This window comes from Pseudomonas sp. COW5, assembly GCF_026240005.1.
In the GTDB taxonomy this organism is placed as follows: Bacteria; Pseudomonadota; Gammaproteobacteria; order Pseudomonadales; family Pseudomonadaceae; genus Aquipseudomonas; species Aquipseudomonas kribbensis.
The window spans coordinates 4,128,322-4,146,629 of the sequence record NZ_JAPHVP010000001.1; the positions used below are offsets into that span (position 1 = coordinate 4,128,322).

Consider the following 18,308-nt stretch of genomic DNA (forward strand, 5'->3'; position numbering starts at 1 on the left):
CGGGGCGTTTTGTTTTGTAGCGATATTGTGTTTCCGGATATGCGCTGCACGAAATTTTCACAAACGCTTCAAGACAATTCGCCCGCGCCATTTGAATCTGTCCGGGTATGCCGTGCCTTTAATGAAAGAGTCCGGCAGCGGGGCAGTAATCAATGGCAATGCCGCCGGTGATCGTGCAACATTTGCGCACCGCGCAAGCCCCGGGGCCTGGAATGGCCAACAGAGGGCAGGGCGCAGCTGTATTTTTGCAACTTCAACTTCCAATGGGTCCTAAAACGACATGGCAAACCCGGACGCCCTGAATCAGCAGCGATCTTCCAGTCGCCTGCTGCAACCGACCGTCAAATCGCATCTGGCCTACACGCTCTTGTGCGCGCTGGTTATGATGGTGATGTTTTCCGTGCTGCGCCTCGCGCTGCTGGTCTACAACCGCGAGATGATCCTCGACACCCCGGCTTCGACCTTTCTCGAAGCCTTCGCCAACGGCCTGCGCTTCGACTTGCGCCTGGTGGTCTACCTCTGCGTTCCGATGGTGCTGGCACTGTTCAGTGCCCGGGCCATGGCTGCACGCGGGTTCTTCCGCCTGTGGCTGACCGTGACCTCCAGCATCGCGCTGTTCCTCGGCCTGATGGAGATGGACTTCTACCGTGAGTTCCACCAGCGCCTCAACGGCCTGGTGTTCCAGTACGTGAAGGAAGACCCGAAAACCGTGATGAGCATGCTCTGGTACGGTTTCCCGGTGGTGCGCTACCTGCTGGCCTGGGCCGTGGGCACGGTGATCCTGACGCTGGCGTTCAAGGGCGCCGACCGCCTGACCCGTCCGCGTGGCCCGTTCAGCGGCGGCAACGTCGGCACCCGTCAGGTGGCGCCATGGTATGCGCGTCTGGCGGTGTTCGTGGTGTGCCTGCTGATCTGTGTGGTCGCCGTGCGTGGCACCCTGCGTCAGGGCCCGCCACTGCGCTGGGGTGACGTGTACACCACCGAATCGAACTTCGCCAACCAGCTCGGCCTCAATGGCACCCTGTCGCTGATCGCGGCAGCCAAGGACCGCATGGGCGAAGACCGCAACAACATCTGGAAAGCCACGCTGCCGCAGGATCAGGCGCAGAAGGTCGTGCGCGACATGCTGGTGATGCCGGACGACAAACTGGTGGATGCCGACATCGCCGCCGTGCGTCGTGACTACACGCCGCCGGCCGACAAGACCCTGCCGATCAAGAACGTCGTCGTGATCCTGATGGAAAGCATGGCCGGTCACTCGGTGGGCGCCCTGGGCGCGCCGGGCAACATCACGCCGTACCTCGACAAACTGTCGAAGGAAGGCCTACTGTTTGACCGCTTCTTCTCCAACGGTACCCACACCCACCAGGGCATGTTCGCCACCATGGCGTGCTTCCCGAACCTGCCGGGTTTCGAATACCTGATGCAGACCCCGGAAGGCAGCCACAAACTGTCCGGCCTGCCCCAGCTGCTCAGCGCGCGCAAGTATGATGACGTCTACGTCTACAACGGTGACTTCGCCTGGGACAACCAGTCCGGATTCTTCAGCAACCAGGGCATGACCAACTTCGTCGGCCGCAATGACTTCGTCAACCCGGTGTTCTCCGATCCGACATGGGGCGTGTCCGACCAGGACATGTTCGACCGCGGTCTGGTGGAACTGAAGGCACGGGAAAACGGCAAGCCGTTCTACGCGCTGCTGCAGACCCTGTCCAACCACACACCTTACGCCTTGCCGACGCCATTGCCGGTCGAACGCGTGACCGACCGTGGCACGCTCAACGAGCACCTGACCGCCATGCGTTACGCGGACTGGGCACTGGGCCAGTTCTTCGAGAAGGCCCGCAAGGAGCCTTACTTCAAGGAAACCCTGTTCGTCATTGTCGGCGACCACGGTTTTGGTAACGAGCGTCAGATCACCGAAATGGACCTGGGCCGCTTCAACGTGCCGATGCTGATGATCGCACCGGGCATCCAGGAAAAATTCGGTACCCGTGACCACACCGTGGGTACGCAGATCGACATCGTGCCGACCATCATGGGTCGTCTGGGTGGCGAAGTGCGTCATCAGTGCTGGGGTCGTGACCTGCTCAACCTGCCGGCAGGCGACACCGGTTTCGGTGTGATCAAGCCGTCGGGCAGCGAGCAGACCACTGCTATCGTGACCGCTGACCAGATCCTGGTACTGCCGAAAGAGAAGGAAATGGCGCCGAAGATCTACCAGTACCAACTGGGCGCGAATCCTTCGGCTGAAATCATTCCGGATGCACCGCGCACCGCCGAGTTGAAACTCAAGCTCGAAGCGTTCCTGCAGACGGCCACCAAGAGCCTGCTCGACAACACCGCCGGTGTGATTAACGGCAAGCCGGACTGATCATTCCGCGCAATAAAAAAGAGGCCCTTTTCAGGGCCTCTTTTTTTGTCGGTCAAAAGGTCATATGCGGCCGAGCAACAGCAGCACCAACAGTACAACCAGCACTACGCCGATAATGCCCGAAGGACCATAACCCCAACTTCTGGAGTGCGGGAAGACCGGCAGACCACCGATCAGCAACAGGATCAGGATAATGATAAGAATTGTGCCCATGTCGATTTCCTTGTTGATAGTGTCTGAGGAGTCTCGTTGTTCAAGGGCGGCTGGAAGTTGAACTAAATCCAGACGGCTTACAAATTCCGACTGGCGCGCGTGAAAGAAAATTCAATGTTTTTTTAACGTATTTGGTTCACGGTCTTATTTCGTTCGATGCCACGGTTTGCTCTTGCCATTCAGCAATCTGATGGAGCGTGGGTCGCTCCGGATCCTTCGCTACACTCCGCGCATCTTCCCCGGAACAACAAGGCTGTCTGTTATGCAAAATCGCATGATGATCACTGGCGCGGGCTCCGGCCTGGGTCGCGAAATCGCGCTGCGCTGGGCGCGTGAAGGCTGGCAACTGGCCTTGTCCGACGTCAGTGAGCCAGGCCTGCAGGAAACCCTCAAACTGGTTCGCGAGGCCGGTGGCGATGGCTTTATCCAGCGCTGCGACGTGCGCGATTACAGCCAGCTCACCGCGTTCGCCCAGGCCTGCGAAGTGAAGTTCGGTGGCATCGACATCATTGTCAACAACGCGGGTGTGGCCTCCGGCGGATTCTTCAGCGAACTGTCGCTGGAAGACTGGGACTGGCAGATCGCGATCAACCTGATGGGCGTGGTCAAGGGCTGCAAGGCGTTCCTGCTGCTGCTGGAACAGAGCAAGGGCAAGATCATCAACATCGCCTCGATGGCGGCACTGATGCAAGGTCCGGCGATGAGCAACTACAACGTGGCCAAGGCTGGCGTTGTGGCATTGTCCGAAAGTCTGCTGATCGAACTGGCCCAGCAGGAAGTCGGTGTCCATGTGGTTTGCCCGTCGTTTTTCCAGACCAATCTGCTGGACTCGTTCCGTGGTCCGACGCCGGCCATGAAAGCCCAGGTCGGCAAGTTGCTGGAAAGTTCGCCGATCACCGCCGCCGATATTGCCGACTACATCTACAAACAAGTCGCGGCCGGCGAGTTCATGATTCTGCCCCACGAACAAGGCCGCATGGCCTGGGCGATCAAGCAGAAGAACCCGCAGTTGCTGTACAACGAAATGACCGCGATGGCCGAAAAGATGCGCGCCAAGGCCAAGCAGAACAACGGCTGAACTTGCACCGCCAGAGCCCCGTCGTTAGGGTGACCGCCACAGTCACCCTGACGAGTCATCTGCATGCTCAACTACTTGTGGTTTTTCCTCGCCGCGCTGTTTGAAATCGCCGGCTGTTTCGCTTTCTGGATGTGGTTGCGCCAGGGCAAGAGCGCCCTGTGGGTGATCCCGGCGCTGCTCAGCCTGACCTTGTTTGCACTGTTGTTGACGCGTGTTGAAGCGACCTACGCCGGTCGCGCCTATGCCGCTTACGGCGGCATCTACATCATTGCTTCGATTGGCTGGCTGGCGGTGGTCGAGCGCATCCGTCCGCTGGGATCGGACTGGATCGGTGTCGCGTTGTGCGTGATCGGTGCCAGCGTGATTCTGTTCGGGCCACGGTTTTCGGCGACCTGAAGCACCGACTTGAAGGAAACGTCTGAAGGCCAAAGCGCTCGGGCGCGTAGGGTTTGACTGATTTGCCCGCAGCGCATTGTAGGGCGCTCGAAAGCCGCGCATCTTCAAGGCTCGAAAACCTTGAAGGACAACTCCCATGCTTGTACTCAGCCGTGTTGTCGGTGAACTGATTTCCATCGGCGACAACATCACTTTGCGCGTTCTGGCGGTCAACGGCTCCAGCGTGCGATTCGGCGTCGAGGCGCCAAAGCAGGTCAACGTGCACCGCGCCGAAGTCTACGAGCGGATCCAGCGCAAACAGGCCAACGGCAAGGGCCGCTGACCGTTTCAGTCGAACAGGTGCTTGGGCACGTCGTGCTTGAGCATCAACTGGCACTGCTCGCTTTCCGGATCGAAGACGATCAGCGCCTGGCCTTTGGTCAGGGCCTGGCGAACCCGCAATACGCGGGTTTCCAGTGGGGTGTCGTCACCGTTGTCGGTGCCGTCGCGGGTGACGAAATCCTCGATCAGGCGGGTGAGGGTGTCGACTTCGAGCGCGTCGTAGGGAATCAGCATGGGCACCTCGGCTAAATCAATGTCGGGATGCTACGGCGAATGACCGCCGAGGGCCAGACTCAACTGTCCGAGCGTTGCCCCACCAGGCTGTCCACCGAAGGCACCCGAGTGTCGCTTTCCATTTGTGTCTCGTGTTCGATCTGGTGACTGAAGCGATCCAGTGACGCGTTGGCCGGTTGCGCATCGCTGGCGAACACCGGCGGACTCAGGATGTACGCGCCCAGCAGACGACTGAGCGCGGCCAGACTGTCGATGTGCGTGCGTTCGTAGCCGTGGGTCGCATCGCAGCCGAAGGCGAGCAGGGCGGTGCGAATGTCGTGACCGGCGGTGACGGCCGAATGGGCGTCGCTGAAGTAATAGCGGAACAGGTCGCGCCGCACCGGCAACTCGTTTTCGCCCGCCAACCGCAGCAGGTGCCGCGACAAGTGATAGTCGTAAGGCCCGCCGGAATCCTGCATCGCCACACTTACTGCGTGCTCGCTGGAGTGCTGGCCGGGCGCAACCGGCGCGATGTCGATTCCGACGAACTCGCTGACATCCCACGGCAAGGCTGCCGCCGCACCGCTGCCGGTTTCCTCGGTGATGGTGAACAGCGGATGGCAGTCGATCATCAACTCCTGACCGCTGTCGACGATGGCTTTCAGCGCTGCGAGCAGCGCCGCGACCCCGGCCTTGTCGTCCAGATGACGGGCGCTGATATGGCCGCTTTCGGTAAATTCCGGCAGCGGATCGAACGCCACCACATCACCCACGCTGATCCCCAGTGAGTCGCAATCGGCGCGGGTCGCGCAGTAGGCGTCCAGGCGCAGTTCGACGTGATCCCAGCTGATCGGCATCTCGTCCACGGCGGTGTTGAAGGCGTGCCCGGACGCCATCAGCGGCAACACGCTGCCGCGGATCACGCCGTTGTCGGTAAACAGGCTGACGCGGCTGCCTTCGGCGAAACGGCTCGACCAGCAACCGACCGGCGCCAGGGTCAGACGGCCGTTGTCCTTCACCGCGCGCACGGCGGCACCGATGGTGTCCAGGTGCGCCGATACGGCGCGGTCGGGGCTGTTTTTCTTGCCCTTGAGGGTGGCGCGGATCGTGCCGCGTCGGGTCATTTCAAAGGGGATGCCGAGCTCTTCCAGCCGCTCGGCGACGTAACGCACGATGGTGTCGGTGAAGCCGGTGGGGCTGGGAATGGCGAGCATTTCCAGCAGGACTTTTTGCAGGTAGTTCAGATCCGGTTCGGGAATTTGGGTGGTCATGGAAACTCCTGTTACGGAGCGTCATCCCCGCGTCGGATGCGGGAATGACGCGGAAGAGAGATCAAACGGCCGGCTGACTGTGTGGAAACAACAAATCCACAAACCGTTCGGCCGTAGGCTGCGGCTCATGGTTGGCCAGGCCCGCCCGTTCGTTGGCTTCGATGAACACGTATTCCGGCTGATCGGCGGCGGGCACCATCAGGTCGAGCCCGACCATGGGAATGTCCAGCGCTCGCGCCGCGCGCACGGCGGCATCGACCAGGGTCGGATGCAGAATCGCCGTGACGTCCTCAAGGGTGCCGCCGGTGTGCAGGTTCGCCGTGCGCCGCACGAACAGATGCTCGCCGGCCGGCAGGATGCTGCTGTAGTCGTAACCCGCCGCGTGCAACGTGCGCTGGGTTTCGTGGTCCAGCGGGATTTTGCTTTCGCCGCCGGTGGCCGCTTGCCGGCGCCGGCTCTGGGCTTCGATCAGTGCGCCGATGGAGTGATGACCGTCACCGACCACCTCGGCCGGTCGGCGGATCGCGGCTGCGACTACGTCGAAACCGATCACCAGAATCCGCAGGTCAAGGCCTTCGTGAAAGCTTTCGAGCAGCACGCGGCTGTCGAACTGTTTCGCCGAATCGATTGCTTGCTGCACCTCTTCGATGCTTTGCAGGTCAACGGCCACACCCTGGCCTTGCTCACCATCCAGCGGCTTGACCACCACCCGCTGATGCTCGTCGAGAAACGCCAGATTGTCGTCCGCGTTCGCCGCCAGCTGCTGTGACGGCACATTCAACCCGGCGTTTTTCAGCACCTTGTGGGTCAGGCTTTTGTCCTGACACAGATTCATGCTGATGGCACTGGTGAGGTCGCTCAGGGACTCGCGACAACGCACCCGGCGCCCGCCATGGCTGAGGGTGAATAGCCCGGCATCGGCATCGTCCACCTGCACATCGATGCCACGTCGATGGGCTTCCTCGACGATGATCCGCGCGTAGGGATTAAAATCTGCCTCTGGTCCGGGCCCGAGAAACAGCGGCTGGTTGATGCCGTTCTTGCGCTTGATAGCGAAGGTCGAGAGATTGCGAAAACCGAGTTTGGCGTAGAGGTTTTTTGCCTGACGGTTATCGTGCAACACCGACAGATCCAGGTAGCTCAAGCCCCGGCTCATGAAGTGTTCGATCAGATGTCGCACCAGCACTTCACCGACCCCGGGACGCGAACACTGCGGATCGACTGCCAGGCACCACAGGCTGCTGCCGTTTTCCGGGTCGTTGTAAGCCTTCTGATGATTGAGGCCCATGACGCTGCCGATTACCGCGCCGCTGTCCTCGTCCTCTGCCAGCCAATACACCGGACCGCCCTGATGATGCGGGGTGAGCAGGGTGGCATCGATCGGCAGCATGCCGCGCGCCTGATACAGCTGATTGATCGACTGCCAGTCCTCTTCGCTTTGCGCGCGACGGATGCGGAAGCCACGAAACACCCGGGTGGCCTGACGATAATCGCTGAACCACAGGCGTAGGGTGTCGGACGGGTCGAGAAACAGTTGAGTCGGTTCCAGACCGAGAATCTGCTGCGGCGCGGCCACGTACAACGCGATATCGCGCTCGCCCGGCTGCTCGTTGAGCAATTCCTGGGCGAGGCTGGCCGGGTCGGGAAAGGTATGGCCGATCAGCAACCGGCCCCAGCCGCAATGCACGGCAATCGGCTCGGCACTCGGTTGGTTGCCATCCTCGGCCAGACGCGCCTGCAAACGTTCGTAGGACGGTGTCTGACCGCGCAGCAGCCGTTGGCTGTAAGCCGTGGCGTGAGGTTTCATCGATCAGATTCCTTGTTCGCTGAGCCACAGGTTCAGAGCCGCCAGCTGCCACAGCTTGGAGCCGCGCAGCGGGGTCAACTGGCCTTGTGGATCGGTCAGCAATTTGTCGAGCATGGCGGGGTTGAACAGGCCGCGATCCTGGCTCGGATCCAGCAGCAGTTCGCGCACCCAGTTCAGGGTGTCGCCTTGCAGATGCTTGAGGCCGGGCACCGGGAAGTAGCCTTTCTTGCGGTCGATCACCTCGCTTGGAATGACCAGCCGTGCGGCTTCCTTCAAGACCTGCTTGCCGCCATCGGGCAGTTTGAACTTACCCGGAACACGGGCCGACAATTCCACCAGTCGATAGTCGAGAAACGGCGTGCGCGCTTCCAGCCCCCAGGCCATGGTCATGTTGTCGACGCGTTTGACCGGGTCGTCCACCAGCATCACTGTGCTGTCCAGGCGCAGGGCCTTGTCGACTGCCGCATCGGCGCCGGGCTGTGCGAAATGTTCCTTCACGAAGTCGCCGGCAGCGTCATTCGCTGTCAGCCATTTCGGCTGCACCGTGGCGGCGTAATCGTCGTAGCTGCGGTCAAAGAACGCCTCGCGATAGGCGGCATAAGGATCAGTAGCGCCGTCCACCTGCGGATACCAGTGATAACCGGCGAACAACTCGTCGGCACCCTGACCGCTCTGCACCACCTTGCAGTGTTTGGCCACTTCGCGGGACAACAGGTAGAAGGCGATGCAGTCGTGGCTGACCATCGGCTCGCTCATGGCGCGGAACGCGGCGGGCAGTTGCTCGATGATCTCTTTTTCGTCGATGCGCAATTGATGGTGCCGGGTGCCGTAGTGTTTGGCGATCAGGTCGGAATACTGAAACTCGTCACCGCGCTCACCGCCGGCATCCTGGAAACCGATGGAAAAGGTCGACAGGTTTTCCACGCCGACTTCACGCAGCAGGCCGACGAGCATGCTCGAATCGACGCCACCGGAAAGCAGCACGCCGACATCCACCGCCGCCCGTTGGCGGATCGCCACGGCTTCGCGGGTGCTGTCGAGCACGCGGTCGCGCCAGTCTTCAAGGGTCAGGTTTTTCTCGTCGTCGTGTGGGCCGTAGGGCAGGGTCCACCAGGTTTTCTGCTCGGTGGTGCCGTCCGCTTCAATGCGCATCCAGCTCGCTGGCGGCAGTTTTTCGATACCGGCCAGCAAGGTGCGCGGCGCCGGCACCACGGCGTGGAAATTCAGGTAATGGTTGAGCGCCACCGGATCGAGGATCGGGTTGATGTCGCCACCCTTGAGCAGCGCCGGCAGGGCCGAGGCAAAACGCAGGCGCTGACCGGTGCGCGACAGGTACAGCGGCTTGACGCCGAGTCGGTCGCGGGCGATGAACAGGCGCTGGGCATCGCGCTCCCAGATGGCGAAGGCAAACATGCCGTTGAGTTTCGGCAGCAGCGCTTCGCCCCAGGCGTGAAAGCCCTTGAGCAAGACCTCGGTATCGCCGCCGGAGTAGAACGCGTAACCGAGCGCTTCGAGTTCGGCGCGCAGTTCCGGGAAGTTGTAGATCGCGCCATTGAAGGCCAGGGACAGGCCCAGTTGGCTGTCGATCATCGGCTGCGCCGAGCCGTCCGACAGGTCCATGATTTTCAGGCGTCGATGGCCCAGGGCAATCGGCCCTTGGGCATGGAAACCCCACGCATCAGGGCCGCGAGGCGCCAAGTGATGGGTGATTCGCTCGATGGCTGCAAGGTCTGCAGGTTGTTGATCAAAACGTAACTCGCCAGCTAATCCGCACATAAAGTCCTTACCGGTTTTTCCGTTGGGGAAGGTATTGCCGTAACACGCCAAATGGCCGTTACCCAGAGACTGACCCGGTCAGGATGAGGGAGTTTTAGAACGATAAGTTATATGGATGATTGCGGAGCGGTGGGGGCTATAGCGTAAAAAATGCAGACAGGTGCGGTAAGCAGTTATGCAAAACATGGGAAATGCTGTTGGTTACATGGGCTGACTGCGCAGTTATTCATGTTTTTCATCCAGGTTCAGGCTCGATAGGGTGAAGGTTCGAATCTGCAATAAAGGACTATTGCCCATGTCACTTATAAAATCGGATGGCTCACCACCACCACCACCATCGCCACTGACACAGAAGCAGGTATTGACCTATTTGCTGGAGGCCACTGGCGATCTGGATACTGCCCGGACACTGCAAAAGAGCCTGCCTGCGCGGTTGCTGAAGGCGTCCGCCACGACTCTGACGGCACTCGATCAGACGGCGCGCGATCTGCACGATATTCAGGCGAAAGTCGAAGTTGATCTACGCGCGTTGAGTCCGTTGAACGACTTTTGCTTCGTCAAGCTGAACAACGCAGTGGCGGCTCGTTGGCCTGGTGACATCGATGTCGAAAAAGACTTTCTCGAACTGCCGGGAGGGCCGTGTGGCTGCGAGCCTGTCATCCCGCCCGGTGGAGGGGCGCCGGTCATCCCGCCCGCCAGGCTGACACTGCTGGAGGCAGCGATGCAGAACTTCACGGAAGACGAGGCGCTGGACGGTGGTTTGCCTCAGGGCAGCGTGATCCGCATCGCTAACGAGCCTGACGGTATCAAGGATCTGACGCCTGCGACGTTTGCCGCATTCTGTCGTGAGCTGGATCTCGGAAAACAGTACCAGCGGCACTTTCAGCAGGTGTTCGGTTTGGAAGAAGTCGATGGCAAGACCGAGGTCACCAGCCCGATGATCCGCGACATCTCCACGCTGAAAAAACTGTTGCTGCAATTCGACCTGCATCTGGCCCTGGTAAAAGAACACATCACTCAGGATGGCTTTGAAACCGTCCGGCGCCTGATCGATGCGGGCGGTATTGCCGACGACGTCAGCCTGCAATACCAAGGCCGGCCGCTGATCATGCAGGGCATCGAAATACACGGCTGCTGCATCTGGGGTGTCGTGGTGTTTTCCAGGCGTTCCGTTGAGCTGTACCCGGATGAATGGTGCCTGGTGTACATGCCCGGCGAACCTGACCAGCCACTGTACGAATACGCCAGCTTCACGGCGTTTGCGCAATACCTGAGCTTCAAGTTGGGTATCCAGAGCTACAAGACGTATTTCACCCATTGCCTCGGTGAAGCCGACAAGGCGGATTTTTTCGCGGCATTTTCCACGGACCGCAGCCTGGGGCATATCAAGCAGTTGGCCATGTCCGGCTCCATCCTGGATTATTTGCTCAAGAGCCATGTCGCCAAACTGGAGTTCGATGTCCGCGCGCTCGCTGTACCGACTGCCGATGTCGATGAAGAGGAGCGCGAGAAGCGGCTGCTTCACTATCTGGAAATCGGCATGACAATCGCGAACCTGGCCGGCCTTGTCGTGCCGGTGCTCGGGCAGTTGATGATGGGCGTGGCCGTAGGACAATTGCTCGCCGAAGTCTATGAGGGGGTTGAGGACTGGCGTCGCGGCGATCGGCAGGAAGCGTTGTCACACATGCTCAGTGTTGCCGAAAACATCGCGCTCATGGCCGCCGTTGGCGCGGGAATCAAGGGCGTGAAGTCGCTGGCAATCAAGACAGTGCGCAAGCATCCGGAATTCTTTGAACCCTTCAAGTCCATTCTCGACCGACAGGGACAGGCCCGTCTATGGAAGCCTGAGCTGAGCGCCTACGAGCACCCTTTGCCGGCAGGGATAACCGTAGAGCCTGGCGCTGACGGTTTGTATCGGGTGGAGGATAAAATATTCGTCCGTATCGAAGGTCGGGAGTTTGCAGTCGAGCAGGATCTTGCGTCCGGTGCCTGGCATATCCGGCATCCCCGACGAGCGCAGGCGTACACACCGAAGCTTGAGCACAATGGACGCGGCGGCTGGCGTCATGAATCGGAACCGATCGAGCACTGGAGCGGCGCCCATACGCTCAAACGTATCGATCCGACGCTGGCGGAGTTCGAGGATAGTCGCCTGGACATGATTCGTCGGCTGAGTGATATCGGTCTGGATGAACTGCACCGTCTCAGTCGCAACAACCGGCTGCTCCCCGCCCATTTGCGTGACACGGTCGAACGCTTCCGGATAGAGCGCAGGCTGCGTGACTTCATTACTGCAATGGAGCGTGGCGAAGCTGGCGACCCTCGACACGTTCAGGAACAACTGCATGCGTTGCCCCGGCTCGCCAAATGGCCGGAGGATCGCTACATCAAGGTCGTCGACGACAAGGCAAGTATCAAGGCGACCTATCCTGCCAATTCGATCGATGATGACACCGTGAGCCTCATCGTGCGCCAGGATCAACTGGATAAAGGAGAGCTTCTAAAGACGGTACTTGGAGGCATGTCAGCGCAAGAGAAACAAGCCTTGCTGGGAGTCGGCGTTGCCCCTGGGGATGAAGGCGTGCAACTGGCAAAAATGCTGGGAACCGAGGTCAGGGCGGATCGTCGCCCGGTATTCGATCATTTGTATCAACGCTATGATCGAAGCGAATCCGCCGAAGTACTTAAGATTCGCAGTGCCTGTCCCGAAGTACCGGTACGCCAGGCACGGGAGCTGCTCAGAGAGTCACCCAGTGTGGAGCGGTCTCATCTGCGTACCACCGGACGGATACCGATGGGACTGGCGCAACGCCTTCGACAGGCTTCAGGCACTGTGCGGCTCGAACGGGCGCTGACCGGTTTTTATCTTGCCGACATCGCCAATGCCGACACCGAGAAACTGGCGATCCGGTTGTTGCCGCAGATTAGTGGCTGGGATCAGCAACTGCCACTGCAGGTGCGTGCACAGACGCTCAAGGGAACTCTGCTGGAATCCATCGGCCCTCATCCGTTCACCTCGGCGGATGCCCGCACACTGGTCAGACTGAAAAGTGGTTACGAGCTATTCGACGGCCACGCCAAATCGCTCGGTCAGGTTGCGGCGGGCCCCGACAGTCTTTATCAGGCGATCATGAAAAGTCTGCCGCCTGGCCGGCGCAAGACTATGGGATTCGCTGAGGCGACGTCGGACGATGGCTGGCGTCTACGACACAAGCTGTTGAATACGGCACTGGATGACCGTGAAGGCTGCGCCCGCTTGTTGGCGGGGGAGCCATTCAACCCACCGACCTACGAATCTGCGTGTACGCTTTCCGATTCGCCGGTCGAACTGCCGGCCCACTCACGGCGTCTGGTGCGCAAAGTGAAGAGACTCTTTCCGCTGTTCACCGACCAGCAGGCCAATGAGTTTCTTGATCAGGCAGGCAACGATCATCTCAGCCGGGCGATTCGGGTCAGAGAGCTGCAGGAGCAGCTCAGGAGACTGCGCGATGTCATGGATGTCTGGATGGAAGATGAGGCGGCCATGAAAGCACTCGGCGGCATACTGAATGAAGTGCATGAGTGCCGGCAGATCGTGGCGTATGAGATCGAGGATTGCTTTTGTCGGCTGGTTTTTCAGCGAGATGAATTCCAGCGTCCGGTGTACGGCCTGAACCTCGATGGCATGCGATTCGGCAAGCTGCCGATCCTGCCGCCCGGGCTGAGTTTCGACCACGTCAAGTACCTGTCCCTGCAAAACATGCAACTGGACGACGACGTCGCTTACTTCCTCAAAGCCTTCAAGCAGGTCGAGTCACTGGGGCTGGACAGGAATCAGCTGACCCGGCTGCCCGAGATCATTTCGCATATGCCGAACCTCAAACATTTGAGCGTGGAGGCCAACCGGATCCAGCTGACCGAACACTCGCTGGTGAAATTGTCCAGACTACGCACGCTGCAAAGTCTGAATCTGAGCGGGAATCGTCTGGGCGCTACGGTGGATGTCGGCAACCTGTACGACCTGAATCATCTTTATCTGCGTAACACCCGCGCCACAGAGCTGCCCAAGGGCTTGCGGTTCTTGCCGAATCTGGAGCGTGTGGATCTGCGCGACAACGATATTCGTGATTTGCCTGACTGGCTCTTCGCAACCTCCAGGCGCTTCAGCGAAACGATCAACTTGCGCAACAACCCTATTTCCGACGCCAGCAAAGTCCACCTCGATTCCTATCAAAAGACGGTGGGGGTGGGCATGGGGTATCTGGAAAACGACAATGCGCGGCTCGACGAGAACCTGGCACGCTCGATCTGGCTGACTGAAACAGGTGGGACGGTGGGATCCCGGCATCTACAGACATGGACCGCGATCAAAGACGATCCAATGGCCGAGGGGTTGTTCCAGTTGCTGGCAGAGCTGGGTAACTCCGCCGAATCCGAACACGTACGCGAAGACATGTCGCGTCGGGTCTGGAACGTCCTGGAGGCAACGCAAACCGATGCTGAATTGCGGCATCAGATCTTCGATCTGGCGGCCAATCCGATCAATTGCACGGACAATGCGGCGCTGAACTTCAGTTATCTGGAGGTTGCCGTGCAGGTCCGTCGCGTTACGCGTATTTCCGGTGGTCGGCAACCTTCGGCGACATCGCTGATCAAGCTTGCCAGAGGGCTGTTCCGCCTTGAGCAACTGGACCGGATTGCAGCGGAGCATGCAGTGACACACTCGGCACCCGACCCTCTGGAGGTGGCCCTTGCTTACCGCTCAGGGCTGGCAGAATCCCTCGAATTGCCCGGGCAGCCTTCGCACATGCGTTATGCCTCAATCGCACAAGTGAGCGGAGCGGACCTGCTGGAAGCCATCAATCGGATCCAGACTGCCGAGCTGTCTGCGGAATGGCTTAGGTTTCTGGTTCGTCAGCCGTTCTGGAGCGATTACGTGAAAAGCAGCTTCGCACAGCAGTTCGACGACGCCCGTGCACCTCACCACGAGGAAACCCAGGCATTATTCGAGCAAGCCGAAGAACTCAGCTCGGCGGATTACCTGAGGGAAATGAACCTGTGTGCGAGCCGGCTTGAACAAACGGAAAGCGACTTGCTCGAGCGATTGAGCGAGCAAGTGCTGCGGCTGGTCGAGGGCAACGCTTGCCTATTGCCTGAGGGATGATCCCGATCCGGGTTATGCGGTCATTTGCCCCGGATCAGTCGTCTCAGGGCAAAACGGTTCGGATGGCACGCTTGCGCCACGCCTCTGGGCACGGGCAACGGTTCGTCATCCAGCCAGGCCGCGATCAACTCACCTGACAGTGGCGCGGTGATCAGACCTCGAGAGCCGTGACCGCTGTTGACGTAGAGTCCATCAAGCCAAGGGCAGGTGATATCCGGCACCTGCCGTGCATCCTTGCCCAGCGTGGCGTAGGTGTGGTCAAAGGCTTCGCGGTCGGCGAGCGGGCCGACGATCGGCAGGTAGTCGGGGCTGGTGCAGCGGAATGCGGCGCGTCCTTCAAGGCGTTCGGGATCCTGATCCTTGATGTGCAGGCGCAAGACCAGGTCGTCGGAGATTTCTTCGAGCATCGCCAGATTGCCCAGGTGCTCGGCGGTGGTCGGGGTCAGGTCGTCGTTGTTGAAGTCGAAGCTGGCGCCCAGGGTGTGCTCGCCCAAGCGGGCGGGGGCCACATAACCCTCAGCGCAGACCACCGTTGCCAATGCCTCGCTGTCTTCGGTCTGTGCCAGACGGGTGATCTGTCCGCGAATGCGTTTGAGCGGCAGTTCGGCGCTCTGTGCAAACCGTTTGATCTCGGCGGCGCCGGCCAGTACCACGACGGGCGCTGTTGCGATCAATCGTCCGCCGTCGAAAACTTGCCACTGACCGTCGACCTTGTGCAGCTCAATGGCGTCCTGATGAGTCAGCAGTGTGATGCCCGGTTGCGCAGCTTGCGCCTGACATAACGCGGGCGGATGCACCCAGCCACCTTCGGGATAATACAAACCGCCGTGGGCCAGACCGATCCCGGCGCGGGCCTGAGCCTCGGGTTGATCAAGCCATTGCAGAAGGTCTTCGGGAAACGCGGCCGCCAGTTGCGCCTGACGCTCGCGTTCCTTTTCATTGAACGCCAGTTGCAGCACGCCGCAGTCATCCCAGTCGGTGCCCCGTTGCAGGGTTTCCAACAGGCGGCGGGTGTAGCCGAAACCGCTGACGATCAACTGCGACAGCGCGGTGCCGTGGGCAGACAATTTCAGATACAGCACGCCTTGGGGATTGCCCGAGGCTTCCTGCGCCACCGCCGCATGCCGTTCCAGCAAACTGACCTGCCAACCCCGCGCCGCGAGGCTGGCCGCCGTGGCGCAACCGGCCAGGCCAGCGCCGATCACCAGAGCACGACGCTCTCCAGTGACAGGCGCCGGGCGGGCGAACCACGGTTTGTCCGCGGCGGGTAACGGCACATCCTCCGGCCAGCCGAGAAACTCGCCACGCAGGATTTCCCATTTGTGGCCGATGCCCGGCGTGCGCTTCATCTTGAACCCGGCGGCGTTGAGCAGACGTCGCACCCAGCCGGTGCTGGTGAACGTGCTGATGGTCGAACCGGGCGCCGCCAGACGTGCCAGTTCGGCGAACAGTTCGGCGGTCCACATTTCGGGGTTTTTCGCCGGGGCGAAGCCGTCGAGAAACCACGCATCGATCTGGCCGTCCAGTTGCGGCAACTGCTCCAGCGCATCGCCGATCAACAGCGTCAGGGTCACGCGACCGTTATCCAGAACAATGCGCTGGAAACCCTGATGGATCGCCACGTAATGCTTTAGCAGTTGATCGGACAGCGGCTTGAGATCCGGCCACAACGCCAGCGCCCGTTGCAGGTCCGCAGGGCTCAGCGGGTACTTTTCCACGCTGACGAAATGCAGCCGCGCATCGGCCTCCGCATGCTGATCGAACAACTGCCAGGCGCAGAGAAAATTCAGCCCGGTGCCGAAGCCGGTTTCACCGATCACCAGTCGCCCGCCCGCCGGTAGCGAGGCAAAACGCTCGGCCAGTCGATTCTGTTCAAGGAACACGTAGCGGGTTTCATCCAGCCCCGACTGGTCGGAAAAATACACATCGTCGAACACTCGCGAACGCGGGCGTCCCTGGTCATCCCAGTCGAGTTGGGCGTGGGGCATTACAGGTTTCATGGCAGGCTCGGCAACGGCAAGGCGGCCATTCTAGCCGATCACGCGGGCGGCGCTTGATCCATGGCAAGCCTTGCCGCGGATGACTCAAGGACAATCCGCCCCCGGCGGGAATTTCTGTGCCGTGTCTGTGCCCAATCCGCTAGTCTTGCTGAATCCTGGAAGGAGCCGTCCCTATGTTCGAATCCGCTGAAATCGGTCACGCCATCGACAAAGAAACCTACGACGCCGCCGTACCCGCGCTGCGTGAAGCACTGCTGGAAGTCCAGTTCGAGTTGCAGCAGCAAAAGCGTTTTCCGGTGATCATTTTGATCAACGGCATCGAAGGCGCCGGTAAGGGCGAGACGGTCAAGTTGCTCAACGAATGGATGGATCCGCGCCTGATCGAAGTGCGTACCTTCGACCAGCAGACCGACGAAGAACTGGCGCGACCACCGGCCTGGCGTTACTGGCGAATGTTGCCGGCCAAGGGGCGGATGGGGATTTTCTTCGGCAACTGGTACAGCCAGATGCTGCAGGGCCGGGTGCACGGTTTGTTCAAGGACCCGCGACTGGATCAGGCCATCGCCGGTGCCGAACGGCTGGAGAAAATGCTGTGCGATGAAGGCGCGCTGATCTTCAAGTTCTGGTTCCACCTGTCCAAGAAACAGATGAAAGCGCGGCTAAAGGCTCTGGCCGATGACCCGTTGCACAGCTGGCGGATCAGTCCGCTGGACTGGCAGCAATCGGAGACCTACGACAAGTTCGTCAAATATGGCGAGCGTGTGTTGCGTCGCACCAGTCGCGATTATGCGCCGTGGCATGTCATCGAAGGGGTGGATGCGCATTACCGCAGCCTGACCGTGGGCAAGATACTGCTCGAAGGCCTGCAAAATGCGCTGAAACGTCCGGACGTGCATTCGAACGCTGTCAGTGCCCAGCCGCTGGGCACGTCGGTGGATCAGTTGAACCTGCTCGACAGCCTCAACCTGAACCAGAACCTGGACAAGAAGGATTACGAAGAGCAGCTGATCACCGAGCAGGCACGACTGTCCGGGCTGATGCGTGACAAGCGCATGCGCCGTCATGCGCTGGTGGCGGTGTTCGAAGGCAACGATGCGGCGGGCAAGGGCGGAGCGATTCGCCGGGTTGCGGCGGCGCTCGATCCGCGTCAGTACAACATCGTGCCGATTGCCGCGCCGACCGAAGAGGAGCGGGCGCAGCCGTACCTGTGGCGTTTCTGGCGGCACATTCCGGCCCGGGGCAAGTTCACCGTGTTCGACCGCTCGTGGTACGGCCGGGTGCTGGTGGAGCGGATCGAAGGCTTTTGCAGCACGGCCGACTGGATGCGTGCCTACGGTGAAATCAACGACTTCGAAGAGCAACTCGCCGACGCCGGAGTGATCGTGGTCAAGTTCTGGCTGGCCATCGACAAGGACACGCAGATGGAACGCTTCCAGGCCCGCGAGGAAATCCCGTTCAAGCGTTTCAAGATCACCGAGGACGATTGGCGCAACCGCGACAAGTGGGACGCCTACCGTGCGGCGGTGGGGGACATGGTCGACCGCACCAGCACCGAAATCTCGCCGTGGACACTGGTCGAGGCCAATGACAAGCGCTGGGCCCGGGTCAAGGTGCTGCGCACGATCAACCGTGCGCTGGAAGAAGCCTTCGAGAAATCCGACAAGAAAGAAAAGAAGCACAAGGACTGACCGATGGGCACGCATACGCGAGATGAAT

The 18,308-nt window shown here is 60.4% G+C and carries 12 protein-coding genes; 6 read left to right on the forward strand and 6 right to left on the reverse strand.

Annotated features, from left to right (window positions below):
* The first annotated feature begins 280 nt into the window (after positions 1-280).
* Complete coding sequence (locus OQ248_RS18885; RefSeq protein ID WP_085710897.1) at positions 281-2,374, forward strand: LTA synthase family protein; 2,094 nt, start codon at positions 281-283, stop codon at positions 2,372-2,374.
* A 60-nt stretch (positions 2,375-2,434) separates the two neighbouring features.
* Here the strand turns inward: OQ248_RS18885 and OQ248_RS18890 are convergent, their stop codons facing one another.
* A complete protein-coding gene (locus OQ248_RS18890) occupies positions 2,435-2,593 on the reverse strand; it encodes a DUF3309 family protein (protein ID WP_169432680.1) in 159 nt (52 codons plus the stop codon).
* A 256-nt stretch (positions 2,594-2,849) separates the two neighbouring features.
* Here OQ248_RS18890 and OQ248_RS18895 point away from each other — a divergent pair, with 256 nt between their 5' ends.
* The 3 genes from OQ248_RS18895 (at position 2,850) to csrA (ending at position 4,383) form a co-directional block, all read left to right on the forward strand.
* Positions 2,850-3,665, forward strand: a complete 816-nt coding sequence (locus OQ248_RS18895) for an SDR family oxidoreductase (RefSeq protein WP_265813597.1) — start codon at positions 2,850-2,852, stop codon at positions 3,663-3,665.
* A 63-nt stretch (positions 3,666-3,728) separates the two neighbouring features.
* Positions 3,729-4,061, forward strand: coding sequence for a YnfA family protein (locus tag OQ248_RS18900; protein ID WP_085710895.1), 333 nt, complete (start codon positions 3,729-3,731; stop codon positions 4,059-4,061).
* Positions 4,062-4,197: 136 nt separating this feature from the next.
* Positions 4,198-4,383 (forward strand): carbon storage regulator CsrA, encoded by a 186-nt coding sequence (csrA, locus tag OQ248_RS18905; protein ID WP_096820997.1) that lies wholly within the window; start codon positions 4,198-4,200, stop codon positions 4,381-4,383.
* Positions 4,384-4,388: 5 nt separating this feature from the next.
* Here the strand turns inward: csrA and OQ248_RS18910 are convergent, their stop codons facing one another.
* The 4 genes from OQ248_RS18910 to OQ248_RS18925 all read right to left on the reverse strand — a co-directional run bounded on the left by OQ248_RS18910 (position 4,389) and on the right by OQ248_RS18925 (position 9,449).
* The gene (locus OQ248_RS18910) at positions 4,389-4,616 is read right to left on the reverse strand and encodes a YheU family protein (RefSeq protein ID WP_003192759.1); all 228 of its coding nucleotides are present in this window, start codon (positions 4,614-4,616) and stop codon (positions 4,389-4,391) included.
* A gap of 59 nt (positions 4,617-4,675) precedes the next feature.
* Positions 4,676-5,866, reverse strand: coding sequence for an osmoprotectant NAGGN system M42 family peptidase (locus OQ248_RS18915; protein ID WP_265813601.1), 1,191 nt, complete (start codon positions 5,864-5,866; stop codon positions 4,676-4,678).
* 61 nt (positions 5,867-5,927) lie between these two features.
* Positions 5,928-7,673: an N-acetylglutaminylglutamine synthetase gene (ngg, locus tag OQ248_RS18920; RefSeq protein WP_265813602.1), complete on the reverse strand. Its 1,746-nt coding sequence runs from the start codon at positions 7,671-7,673 to the stop codon at positions 5,928-5,930.
* Between the two features lie 3 nt (positions 7,674-7,676).
* Positions 7,677-9,449, reverse strand: coding sequence for an N-acetylglutaminylglutamine amidotransferase (locus OQ248_RS18925; protein WP_265813604.1), 1,773 nt, complete (start codon positions 9,447-9,449; stop codon positions 7,677-7,679).
* A gap of 361 nt (positions 9,450-9,810) precedes the next feature.
* Here OQ248_RS18925 and OQ248_RS18930 point away from each other — a divergent pair, with 361 nt between their 5' ends.
* Positions 9,811-14,592: an NEL-type E3 ubiquitin ligase domain-containing protein gene (locus OQ248_RS18930; RefSeq protein WP_265813606.1), complete on the forward strand. Its 4,782-nt coding sequence runs from the start codon at positions 9,811-9,813 to the stop codon at positions 14,590-14,592.
* A 20-nt stretch (positions 14,593-14,612) separates the two neighbouring features.
* Here the strand turns inward: OQ248_RS18930 and mnmC are convergent, their stop codons facing one another.
* Positions 14,613-16,592, reverse strand: a complete 1,980-nt coding sequence (gene mnmC / locus OQ248_RS18935; RefSeq protein WP_265813607.1) for a bifunctional tRNA (5-methylaminomethyl-2-thiouridine)(34)-methyltransferase MnmD/FAD-dependent 5-carboxymethylaminomethyl-2-thiouridine(34) oxidoreductase MnmC — start codon at positions 16,590-16,592, stop codon at positions 14,613-14,615.
* A 173-nt stretch (positions 16,593-16,765) separates the two neighbouring features.
* On the opposite strand from mnmC, the gene pap reads away from it, so the two are divergent.
* Positions 16,766-18,280: a polyphosphate:AMP phosphotransferase gene (gene pap / locus OQ248_RS18940; RefSeq protein ID WP_085710838.1), complete on the forward strand. Its 1,515-nt coding sequence runs from the start codon at positions 16,766-16,768 to the stop codon at positions 18,278-18,280.
* The last annotated feature ends 28 nt before the right edge of the window (positions 18,281-18,308 follow it).